We start from the raw sequence: 12074 nt of genomic DNA on the forward strand, positions 1-12074 counted from the left end.
AGTGCGGGAAAACTGCATGCTGCGTTTGACGAGGCGGGAGCTGGAAACGTAAACATGGGAATTTTGGATTGAGGCCCAACATGAAAATAATGGATCAGCCACCAAGCCCTAAAGAGGCGCGCCAGTTCTCGACCCTACCAATAAATATGTTTTAAGATACTTGCCTGTAACGCTTTTTGGAGTCTGTGCAACTTTTTCTGGAGTTCCTACAGCAACCACTTCGCCACCTTTTACTCCACCCTCTGGACCAATATCTATTATGTAATCAGCAGTTTTTATAACATGTAAATTGTGCTCAATAACTATAACAGTATTTCCTAAATCAACTAGCCTATGGAGTATTTTCAGTAAATTATTTACATCTTCAAAATGTAACCCAGTTGTTGGCTCATCGAGAATATACAATGTTTTCCCGGTAAATCGCTTTGATAGTTCCTTAGACAGCTTTATTCGTTGTGCTTCACCCCCGGACAACGTTGTTGACGACTGTCCAAGCGTTATATAGCCAAGCCCTACTTCCTGTAAAGAAATCAACTTTTCCTTTATCATTGGAAGATTTTCAAAAAAGTCACATGCTTGATCTATTGTCATATCAAGCACATCAGAAATTGATTTTCCCTTGTAAGTAACTTCCAATGTTTCTCGGTTATACCTCTGTCCTCTACATTGCTCACATTTCACATAAACATCCGGTAGGAAATGCATCTCGATCTTTAAATGCCCATCACCTTTACAAGCTTCACATCTTCCTCCCCTGGTATTAAATGAAAATCGGCCTATATTGTAACCTCGTGCCTTCGACTCTGGGAGACCTGCAAACCAATTTCTGATGTGAGTAAACATACCAACATATGTTGCTGGATTTGATGCTGGGGTCCTACCAATTGGCGATTGATCAACTTCTATAATTTTATCTATATACTCAAGGCCTTCTATTTTGTCGCATTGACCATGCCTTGCAGATGAATGATTTATCTTGTGTGCTGAGTATTTATATAATGTTTCTATCACTAAACTTGATTTCCCTCCTCCTGATATTCCAGTAACACAAATAAAATTCCCTATAGGAAATTCAACATTTATATTTTTTAAGTTGTTCTCACAAGCATTAACTACCTTTATGAACTGAGTTGTTTGCTTTCTTCTTTTTGAAATTGAAATTTCCTTCTTTCCACTTAAATACTGTCCTGTTATGCTCTCTGAATTTTTTTGTAACTGATCTGGTGTTCCTTCTGCAACAACTTTTCCTCCGTTTACACCAGCTCCAGGACCAATATCAATCACATAATCAGCAGCCATTATTGTGTCTTCATCATGTTCAACAACAATCACAGTATTACCCATGTCTCTCAGATTTTTAAGTGTGGCAATTAATCGATCATTATCACATTGATGAAGGCCAATTGAGGGTTCGTCAAGCACGTATAGCACTCCTGTTAAACCAGAGCCAATTTGCGAAGCAAGCCTGATCCTCTGGCTTTCACCACCAGAGAGAGTGCTAGATTCACGGTCAAGTGTAAGGTAATTTAGCCCTACATTCTTTAAAAATGTCAGCCTTTTGATTATTTCGTTTAATATTTTATTTGAAATTTGCTTATGTTGTTCTGTGAGCTTGTCTGGCAAATTTTCAAACCAATCAAGGGATTCATCGACGCTGAGCCCTGATATTTCACCTATGTGTTTTTCATCAATTTTCACTGTAAGTGCTTCTTTTCTCAATCTATAGCCAGCACATTCTTTGCAGTCAGTAACAGAACAATACCTATCAATAAGTGATGCATCGTAATCCATCTGGCGTTCTAGGATACTGACCAAACCTTGAAATTTCATTTCTCTAGAGCCAAAAAGTATTAAATCCTTCACTTTTTGGTCTATATTCTTCCACGGAACATCAAGACTAAATTTGCAATTTTCAGCCAGTGACAGAATTGCATTTTTTAGCAATCCATAGTTTGTATGCACTTGACGGAATATTGATCCAATTGGCTTTAAAGCACCTTCAGATATCGAGAGCGTTTCATCTGGCACTATTAGCTTTGCATCAACACTTAGCTTTTTACCGAGCCCATTGCATGAACTGCATGCACCGTAGGGGCTGTTAAAAGAAAACAATCTTGGCTCTATTTCTTCAAGAGTAAAGCCAGACTCAGGACATGCAAAATTCTCTGAGAAAGTTAAAGTTTGACCATTTTTATACTCGGAATTGTGGTTATCAGGTAAGTTAACTATTTCTGCATACATTAAGCCATGGGCAAGTCTCAATGCTGATTCTATACTGCTTGGTAGTCGATTTCCTATATCATCTGATATGGACACTCTATCTGCAATCACAAAAATATCATGTTTCTTGTTTTTATCGAGCTTAGGCAAGTCATCTATATCACATATTTCACCGTTTATTTTTAGTCTTACGTAACCCTGCTTTTTAATTTCCAGTATCTCTTTTAGATGCTCTCCCTTTCTACCACGTACAATAGGAGCAATTATATATACTTTAGTTTCTAAAGGTAATGCTGTAATAGTATCTACAATTTGAGATACAGTCTGTTTCGTTATTGGCAATCCAGTTGCGGGTGAGTAAGGAATGCCTATTCGCGCATATATTAAGCGTAGATAGTCATAAATTTCAGTAACGGTTCCAACAGTTGATCTTGGATTTTTTGAGATCGATTTTTGGTTAATTGATATTGCAGGAGAGAGGCCTGTGATCGATTCAACGTCAGGTTTATCTTGAATATTAAGAAATTGACGTGCATAAGCCGATAGACTTTCGACGTATCGGCGTTGGCCTTCTGCATAAATCGTATCGAATGCGAGGCTAGACTTACCAGAACCACTTAGTCCAGTTATAACAACTAACTTATTTTTTGGTATATTGACATCAATACCCTGCAAATTATGCTCTCTTGCACCTTTAACTCTGATCATACTTCATGTACCTTTGACCATTACAGCCTCAAAATACATAAACTTACAACAACTTTCTACTAATTTTTTCAACTATTACGGAAAACGAAGTAGCACAACTAGTGCAAAACATTTTGCCATACAACTATATAAACATCTGTTTTCGCCAAGTTAGTTCGTACAACAAATGGTGTCATAAAAGTATGTTTTCTACAATCTCATCAAAAACATGCTTACCAATTTTTGGAAACAGGAAATTTTATTTTATATAAAATATAGAATTTTGATAAATTTAACTTTTTTGTGAGATTATGCAGCGATAAAAATAAATTTAGAGGGAAAGGTTATGGTAATAGAGAAGGAGAAGTTTTTTGAAATAATAAATGAGGTAAGTGAAAGTAGCGATTTGGATGAAGATAATTTACTTGAAAAAATAAAGAATGAGTTAAAAGGAAAAGATGCAGGAGAGTACAACAAGTTTAGTAAAAATTTTAGTAAAGAACATCAATTTAGTATAAAAATTTCAGAAGAAGCTGCAGAAGATTGGACGTTGTTACATCTTGCTACAGCATGCAACAATATGTTAATAGTGGAACTTTTACTAAAAAAGAAAGCAAGTGTTAGCGCTCGAGTAAAAGATGGCTCTAAAAATGATGGGCTAACTGCTTTGCATATTGCTGCTTCTTGTGGACATGAAAGCATGGTAAAACAACTACTAAGTGATGATCGAGTTAATCCTTCATTAAAAAGCAAAAATAAGACTCCAAGGGAGGTGGTTGGTAATATAGAAAATAAAGAAGCTATAGTAAAAATGTTAAAGGAAGCAGAACAAAATTTTTGTACAAAGCATGAGAAAAAAACTGCTGCACCAGCAGATGTTATAAATTCTGTGAAACAATATGATACCATACGTAGTGGTGCACAGGCTCCTGTTACGTGCGAAAGTAGTGACAGTTTAGTAAGTGAGCAAGACTTACGTGTTAGTGTTAAGAATATGGTAGAAAAATTTGAGTCACCGCAAAGAAAAAGTGCTACATGTAGTGGTAAACAGACTCCTATTGACGAAAGTGTTAGTAGTGATGACAGCGGTCTAGAACTTGAAACTACATTTAATACCTCTTCCTGCTCCGAAATAAATCACGACGAGGCAGTTGATAATCAAACTTTAGAAAGTTTGCCATCTCAAATTCAGTTGCGAGATAGCCAAATCCAGAAATTACAAGAGGCAGATGAGGAATTAAAACGGGTAAAGAATTGCATGGGTGGACATGAGAATAGGTTAGAAGTACTTGATAAACTCAGTGAAGAGAATCAATCACTAAAACAACAAATACAAGATCTAAAAAGTAAAAATACAACACTTAATAGTGAATTAAGCAAAACCAAAGCAAATAAAGTATTACTAGAAAAAACAGAAAAAAGACAACTGTCTTTCTTAAAAATTGCTTCTGTAAACTTTACAATCATGTTGACAGTAGGTGTTGCCTTTAGTATAGCCTTCCAATTACCAATTCTATTGATGATTGCAACTTCTGTGATGTCTTCATTGATAGTCGGTGGAGTTACATACGCACTATCACCGCAACCTACTGAATTAAAAGAAGTAAGTATTCAATGCTCAGTGCAACATGATGCTTGTAAAACTTAACTTGTGCGCTTCCTGGTAATTTTGATATAGTTATTTCAGTTGAAATCTACAGGTTTACAAATGGCAATCTTAAGTGTAAGAGAAGCTTTATGCACAGCGATCAGAGAAGAAATGCAAAATGACCCTGATATATTTATCATGGGTGAAGAAGTTGCAGAGTATGATGGTGCTTATAAAGTAACGAAAGGATTACTGAAAGAGTTTGGAGAAAATAGGGTAGTTGATACACCCATTACTGAACATGGATTTGCTGGTCTTGCTGTTGGAGCAGCATTTGCTGGACTGAGGCCAATAGTCGAGTTTATGACTTTTAATTTTTCTATGCAGGCTATCGACCAAATTGTGAATTCCGCAACAAAAACAAATTATATGTCGGGTGGACAACTTGGATGCCCTATAGTATTTCGTGGACCAAATGGAGCTGCAGCAAGAGTTGCTGCACAACATTCTCAGTGCTTTGCATCTTGGTATTCGCATGTTCCAGGGTTGAAAGTAATAGCACCTTACTTTGCCTCCGATTGCAGAGGTCTGCTTAAAGCTGCAATTCGTGACCCTAATCCGGTAATATTTCTAGAAAACGAGATCGCTTATGGACATGAGCATGAAGTTCCTGACTCTGAGCTATCAAATAAAGATTATCTACTTGAGATAGGCAAAGCTGCTGTTATACGGGAAGGAAAGGATGTAACTATCACTGCTTTTTCATTGAAACTAATGGATGCGTTAAATGCAGCAGATTTACTCTCTAGTGAAGGAATAGAAGCTGAAGTTATCGACCTCAGAACCTTAAGACCACTTGACACTGAAACAGTTATTAACTCTATTAAGAAGACCAATAGATTAGTAAGCATAGAAGAAGGTTGGCCATTTGCAGGAATAGGAGCAGAACTCTCAGCCATGATTATGGAACAAGGATTTGACTACCTTGACGCTCCGGTTGTACGGGTAACCGGCAAGGATGTCCCCTTACCTTATGCTGCAAACCTAGAAAAGAAAGCATTACCACAAGTGGAAGATATAGTTGAAGCTGTGCACCAAGTCTGCTTTAGAAAGAAATAGTCCTATTGACTCTTTTTTTTATCTCCCGTTCCACATTCTTCCATAAAAGAGGCATTTGTAGAGTTTATACCACCCATTACTTTTATGACAATAGTTTTAGCGCCAAAAAACACAGCGCAAAATACACCGAGGGCGAAAAGAGCAGGCCACGGCATTCTACCAAATATTGCAAGTAAAGCTGCTCCTATTATCACTACGGTCATAAGCGGTCCACCTATTCCCCAAACGTAGCCAATAATATTACATATTACTTGAGCAGTTGTATCGTCATTAGAGTTAGCAGCACTTCCAACATGAGAAAAAGAAATAAATAATACTATAAGTAGAATACAAAAAACCTTTCTAATTGTAGGGTTCATCCCTATACCTTAAGTTTAAATACTATAATTATATCTAAAATAGTATAATTTTTAGTAAAACTAGCATTGTGATTTATACAATATTGCATAGCAAATGATGTCTATTGGTTATCAATCACTGTCAATTACTTGAGAGCTTATTTCGACTTTCGAAAAAGAGTAATAACACCCATGAGTAAAATTTCACATTACCACTTTTATGTGTTATGATAAGCTTAAATTTATAAAGAAAATAAAATTGAAAGAATTGAGAGAGAACCGGATAGCAAGAACGAGAAAGTTTTTATCTTCACTGTTTTTTTTGCTACTAATTGCGCTATCAATACGTAGTTTTTTATTTGAGCCATTTCATATTCCTTCTGGTTCAATGAAAAGCACTCTACTTGAGGGAGATTATATTTTTACTAGTAAATATTCATATGGTTATAGTAAACACTCTTTTCCATTTTCTCCAAACATCTTTAGCGGTAGAATCTTTTATACCCCTCCGGAGCGTGGTGATATAATAGTTTTCAAGCCTACAAGAAATGACAGCATTAGATTTGTTAAGCGGGTAATAGGAATACCGGGCGATAAAGTGCAAATGATAGAGGGGGAGTTATATTTAAATGATCAGAAAGTAAAACGAAGACAAATTGAAAATTTTTTTGATTATGAGTCAAAGCGTAATATAGCAAGATACATCGAAACACTCCCGAGCGGCAAGGAGCATGAAATTCTAATAGATAATCTTTCTAATAAGTTATCATACAATACTCCAGTTTATTATGTGCCTGATGATCAATTTTTTGTTATGGGAGACAATAGAAATAATTCTTTTGATAGCAGGTTTTCTGAAATTGGGTTAATACCAACTGAAAATATAGTTGGACGCGTAAGCATGGTTGGTTTATCGTTTAAATTAGGCAAAGTTGATTGGTTGCCGTTTGATTTTAGGTTACCTATTGCTCTGAGATTTGACAGGGTACTTCACAAAGTTGTATGAACTCTATCTGTCTGCTGATTCGCATAATTCTAAAGCAGAGTTTTCTAACTCAGAGATAGCATTATTAATGTTGTCTAAGTCATTTTCCTGTAAAGCGTCTTTTGCGTTCTGTAGTAAAATTTTTAACTTTTGCTCAGTAGAAACATTTTCAACTAGATGTATGAGCTTGTTACCGTTAATTTTAGCCTCTGCAAGGGAACGAGCCTTCATGTCTTCATCAAAGTTACTTACTGACTGATTGACCATATCTTGAATATCTTCTTCATTTAAGCCAGAGCTTGAATTTATTTTAACTGTCTGTTCGACTCCAGTAGTTTTTTCTCTTGCAGTGACAGTCAATATTCCATCAATGCTAACTGTAAATCCTATTTCAACTTTTGCAGAACCTGCAGGCAATTGTGGTATACCTTTGAGTTCAAATCGTGCTAGAGATTTATTATCTTTTATCATTTCACGTTCTCCTTGACAAACGTGAATTTTCATTGCTGTTTGCCCGTTAGCGTAAGTTGTAAACTCTTTTATTTCTGAAACTGGTAGTGGTGTATTTCTTGGTATAATTTTTTCAACTATTCCCCCCATAGTTTCTATGCCAAGTGATAAAGGCAGCACATCAAGGAGAATATTCCTATCTTTTGAGTTTGAAGTTAAATAATGAGCCTGCAAAGCTGCCCCATTGGCAACTGCTTTGTCCGGATCCACATCATTCAGCACTTTATTGCCAAAGAGTTTGATTAGTGAATTTTGCACTAATGGCACTCTAGTTGCGCCACCAACTAAAATTACCCCTTTTATATCATCGATTTTAAGATCTATGTTGCTTATAGTACGAGTAACTATATTTATAGTCTTATTAACCAAAGGACTGATTGCTTGCTCGAATTCTTCTTTGGTAATTTTGCACTTAAATAATTCACCATTGATGCTGAATTCAAAAGTGCCAGAGGTATCTTCACTTAGGTACTCTTTTATAGCACGTATATTGCAGATACCAGTTTTAGTGTATGAATGTTGTAATTTGTAGGTAGTTGTATCAGATGGTGCAGTGCTTGACACTGGAATCCAGTTCTTATTATATAACTTTCTGGTGTGTTCACTTGCAATCAAACTTTCTGGATCCCAGTGTCGGAGCACTGGGATGACACTAGAGCATTTTTTATTTAAACCTACCTGTTCTCTATACTTTTCAAGCACGATTAAACTAAGTAGATGATCAAAATCATCACCACCAAGTTTAGTATCACCACCAACTGCAAGAACTTGAAACACTCCTTGATGTAATTTTAATATTGAAATGTCAAATGTTCCACCACCGAGGTCATAAACTGCATATATGCCACTGTTATTGTTCTTTTCAATGGAGTAAGAAAGTGCTGCAGCGGTTGGTTCATTAATGAGGCGAAGAACATCTATGCCAGCTAATTTTGCTGCATATTTGGTTGCGTTACGTGCTGAATCATCAAAATAAGCTGGTACAGTAATCACTGCTTTGTTAACTTTCATCCCTGTGAATTTTTTTACCCTCTTGCATAGAGTTTTTAGTATCTCAGCAGAGATCTCAATAGGAGTGAGATACTTTTCTTCTGAGCATTTTACCCTAATAACTTTTTCACTTTCGTTATCTATTTCACAATTGATACCTTCTTTATGCAAGTCTTTAACACTTTTACCCATTAAGCGTTTTATAGAGCAGATAGCGTTTTCGCCAACATCGTAGCCTACTTTTAGTACATCCTTTTCATATGAAATGACAGAAGGTAATAGTTCACGACCTTGCTCATCTTTAAATATTTCTACATTGCCAGCTTTATTTACCATGGCAATTAAAGAGTTAGTAGTTCCAAGATCTATACCAAAAACTACCTCATTTAAACTTGGTTCAGAAATTTGAACTGGCCGCATTTTCCTTTATCTCCTCAAATGACTTATATAAATATCTCAATCTAAAAACTTGCGTAGCAGCTTCATCAAAATTTTTTGTAGCAAAAGCATTAATTAGGTTTTTAGTACAATCTTTTACCTTTTCATCAATCATCCTACTTGCAAATTGTAAATCATCGCAGTCTAGAAAGTATTCTCTTATTTCCATTGATTCATTTAATATTTCAGGATCAAGATGCTCTTTTTTGCTTTTTACGTCAAAAAGATCCAACAAATGTTCGGCACGCTTTAGCGGTGACTTCAGTACCTGATAAGCTTTGTTGATATTTTCCATACTTTTGGACTCTCTTTCATTTATATCAGTTTTGCTTAGCTCAATATATTTTTTCTCCAGCTCATCAAAGCTGATGTTAAAAGCCGGTTCAATTCCAAATAATGTGAAATGGTTGCTAGACATGAAAACTCTCTCCACAACCACATTTTCCTTTCTCATTAGGATTTTTGAAAATAAAACCTGATGAGAATTTTTCCTCTACATAATCCATTTCAGAGCCAAGGATAAACATGATAGATTTTGGATCGATCAGCACCTTGACTTTTTGATCATCACTGCAGCTTTCTTCAATTACCGACTCCAAAGGACGAACATCATATGCATACTCAATATCATATTTTAAACCAGAGCATCCTTTTTGCTTAATTAGAACTCTTATTCCTATTGCTTCTTCAAGGTTAGCATGCTTCTTTTTGTCCAATAAAAACCTTACCCTCTCTACTGCATTTGCGGTTAGAGTGATAGGTTTTTTAACAGAATTTACTCCTTGAAATTCACTCATATTCCTCAATGTTTTTGTTTATTTTGATAATCATGAATAGCAGCTTTTATAGCATCCTCAGCAAGTACTGAACAGTGTATCTTTACTGGCGGCAAAGACAATTCTTCCACTATTTGAGTATTCTTTATCTTTGTTACATTCTCAATAGTTTTTCCTTTGATCATTTCTGTAAGCAAAGAACTTGAAGCTATAGCAGAACCACAACCAAAAGTTTTAAATTTTGCGTCTTCAATAACACCTTTATCGTTGACCTTTATTTGCAGTTTCATTACATCTCCGCATGATGGTGCACCAACTAAACCAGTACCAACATTTGGATCATTTTTATCCAGAGAACCAACATTCCTTGGATTTTCGTAATGATCTAAAATTTTCTCATTATAACTCATAGATTACCCGTAAACCATTACTTACATTATAACATATTTAGGTTAAAAACTAAAGTAAAATACACTAGCAAGCAGTACATTTTACTCACAAAATATATAGGTTACGAGTGTATTTACTTTACAAATACATATAGTGCATGTCATTCTTTATATGGTAATTTTGAAAGGAGTATTTCTTGAGTTTATTCAGTAATCTTTATCAAGGACTATTAAAAACCTCCTCCCGTTTTAGTGATGGAGTAAAAAATATTTTTTCTGGCAAAAAAAAATTAGATCAGTCGCTTTTAGATGATCTGGAAGAGCTGCTGATTAGCATGGATATAGGTCATAAAACTTCTAGATTGCTTATTGATAAGCTCGCAAGTATCAAATTTGAATCAGAAGTTGAACATAACATTATCACACAGCAGTTAATGAGCGAAATAGAAACAATATTAAACCCTGTTGTGCAGCCGCTCATTTTGAATAAAAAACCACACATAATAATGGTGTGCGGAGTGAATGGTAATGGAAAAACTACAACTATAGGTAAACTTGCCTATAAATATAAGGAAAAAGGAAAATCCGTTATGCTTGTTGCGTGCGACACATTCAGAGCTGCTGCGAGTGAGCAACTAAATATTTGGGCAGAACGTTCTGATTGCTCTATTGTTACTGGAGAGCACGGTAGCGATTCTGCAAGTGTGGCATATAGAGCTGTAAGTCAAGCGATAAAAGATAGCGTTGATGTTGTTTTAATTGATACAGCAGGAAGGCTACAAAACAATGTAAATCTCATGCAAGAGCTGTCAAAAATACATAGAACGATAAAGAAATTGGATGATACTGCTCCTCATGATGTTATTTTAGTTCTTGATGGAACTACTGGCCAAAATGCTTATAGCCAATTAGAGGCCTTTAGTAAAATGGTTGGTGTTACCGGGTTAATTGTAACAAAGCTAGATGGTACTGCCAAAGGTGGAGTAGTGATTGGGCTTGCAGAAGCTTATAAGGTAAAATTACACGCTATAGGAATTGGTGAAAGTATAGAAGACCTGAGGGAATTTACTGGCAAAGAGTTTGCTGAAGCGCTGTTTAAATGTGATTGAAGATTTCCTTTAACTTTTTCATATGACCAAGCTTCAATTTTTAGATGGTGTCATTCCAGTACTTCCTATCCGAGTAACCTTTTCTTGCCATCCCAGTCTGGGATCCAGATTGCAAGTGGGTTGGGTGAGCCGTTAACGTATAAAAATTACTTCCGCATATTTTCAATCTCATTATAATTACAAATAGAGATATTTTAAGAGCTCAAAATCTATCTTTAGTCTGCAGACTTTTTAATCAAACTTATTAAAAAATGTATTCTTCAGTGTATATCTGTCGTATGTGCACTGCATTTTTTTTCTAACTCTTTTTTACACAGGAGGATTTTATGTCCAGAATTCCAGATACTTGACCTTTACTTTAGCTAATAATGGGCGCCTATGGTTTTAGAAAGTGTAGGAAATAGAAACGTTTCTGTTTTTTGAGTAATTAAAAACCACTTCAGCTTGTCACTCATGCCTAAAAAGCAATTATATTAATGTAATATTGATACTTGTATACCAACATAAATATATTTTAAAAATTTAAGGAGTATATTATGACAATGTCTACCACAAATTAGTGAGAAATTAGCAGCTAGCGCAAAAAGTCTCTTTGATGAGAGCGAAAAATTATTGCTTATAGCAGAGGAAATACACAATCAAGATTTAATGTATCTTTAATCACAAAAAAGAAGATATTCTACATCTTCTTTTTTTTATGCGATAATTAGCTACTTGTTTTCGTATTCGTCCAGACAAGGTAGTTATGAGTAAAAACAGCAAATGGTCAGTGCGTGAAACTGGAATGGCTTTGTTGCACAGCTCTTCGGATAGTGGGTAATGTATAATAAATTCATGAAGCTATATCAAACTTAGCCATGCCTATTTCAGTAAATTTGTTAAGCAAATAACACTTGAGTAGCAGTTCCTTCTCACGATTAATCTC

The 12074-nt window shown here is 35.4% G+C and carries 10 protein-coding genes; 4 read left to right on the forward strand and 6 right to left on the reverse strand.

The window, feature by feature from the left end:
• Positions 1–108: 108 nt before the first annotated feature.
• The gene (gene uvrA, locus ACJ5GX_RS05265) at positions 109–2928 is read right to left on the reverse strand and encodes an excinuclease ABC subunit UvrA (RefSeq protein WP_230609134.1); all 2820 of its coding nucleotides are present in this window, start codon (positions 2926–2928) and stop codon (positions 109–111) included.
• A gap of 325 nt (positions 2929–3253) precedes the next feature.
• Between uvrA and ACJ5GX_RS05270 the strand changes: the two genes are divergently transcribed.
• Both ACJ5GX_RS05270 and ACJ5GX_RS05275 read left to right on the forward strand, forming a co-directional pair.
• A complete protein-coding gene (locus ACJ5GX_RS05270) occupies positions 3254–4555 on the forward strand; it encodes an ankyrin repeat domain-containing protein (protein WP_007302626.1) in 1302 nt (433 codons plus the stop codon).
• Positions 4556–4615: 60 nt separating this feature from the next.
• Positions 4616–5614 (forward strand): pyruvate dehydrogenase complex E1 component subunit beta, encoded by a 999-nt coding sequence (locus ACJ5GX_RS05275; protein WP_052264819.1) that lies wholly within the window; start codon positions 4616–4618, stop codon positions 5612–5614.
• Between the two features lie 2 nt (positions 5615–5616).
• Here the strand turns inward: ACJ5GX_RS05275 and ACJ5GX_RS05280 are convergent, their stop codons facing one another.
• Entirely contained in the window at positions 5617–5973 is a 357-nt protein-coding gene (locus ACJ5GX_RS05280; RefSeq protein ID WP_007302624.1) for a TrbC/VirB2 family protein, read from the reverse strand.
• 199 nt (positions 5974–6172) lie between these two features.
• Between ACJ5GX_RS05280 and lepB the strand changes: the two genes are divergently transcribed.
• Positions 6173–6958 carry a signal peptidase I gene (gene lepB / locus ACJ5GX_RS05285; protein WP_007302623.1) on the forward strand — a complete coding sequence of 262 codons (786 nt, stop codon included), beginning with the start codon at positions 6173–6175 and terminating at the stop codon, positions 6956–6958.
• A 3-nt stretch (positions 6959–6961) separates the two neighbouring features.
• Here the strand turns inward: lepB and ACJ5GX_RS05290 are convergent, their stop codons facing one another.
• From ACJ5GX_RS05290 to iscU, 4 genes are read right to left on the reverse strand one after another with little or no spacing between them, the layout of a single operon-like run.
• On the reverse strand, positions 6962–8857 hold the full coding sequence (locus tag ACJ5GX_RS05290) for an Hsp70 family protein (RefSeq protein WP_019236960.1): 1896 nt from the start codon (positions 8855–8857) through the stop codon (positions 6962–6964).
• Positions 8835–9293 carry an iron-sulfur cluster co-chaperone HscB C-terminal domain-containing protein gene (locus ACJ5GX_RS05295; protein ID WP_007302621.1) on the reverse strand — a complete coding sequence of 153 codons (459 nt, stop codon included), beginning with the start codon at positions 9291–9293 and terminating at the stop codon, positions 8835–8837. Before ACJ5GX_RS05295 ends, ACJ5GX_RS05290 begins: the two co-directional genes overlap by 23 nt.
• The gene (locus ACJ5GX_RS05300; RefSeq protein ID WP_006012614.1) at positions 9286–9672 is read right to left on the reverse strand and encodes a HesB/IscA family protein; all 387 of its coding nucleotides are present in this window, start codon (positions 9670–9672) and stop codon (positions 9286–9288) included. The genes ACJ5GX_RS05295 and ACJ5GX_RS05300 overlap by 8 nt, the downstream gene beginning before the upstream one ends.
• A gap of 5 nt (positions 9673–9677) precedes the next feature.
• Positions 9678–10061 (reverse strand): Fe-S cluster assembly scaffold IscU, encoded by a 384-nt coding sequence (gene iscU / locus ACJ5GX_RS05305; protein ID WP_007302620.1) that lies wholly within the window; start codon positions 10059–10061, stop codon positions 9678–9680.
• Positions 10062–10237: 176 nt separating this feature from the next.
• On the opposite strand from iscU, the gene ftsY reads away from it, so the two are divergent.
• The gene (gene ftsY / locus ACJ5GX_RS05310) at positions 10238–11149 is read left to right on the forward strand and encodes a signal recognition particle-docking protein FtsY (protein WP_096097201.1); all 912 of its coding nucleotides are present in this window, start codon (positions 10238–10240) and stop codon (positions 11147–11149) included.
• The last annotated feature ends 925 nt before the right edge of the window (positions 11150–12074 follow it).

The sequence above is a fragment of the Wolbachia endosymbiont of Tuta absoluta genome (assembly GCF_059414725.1).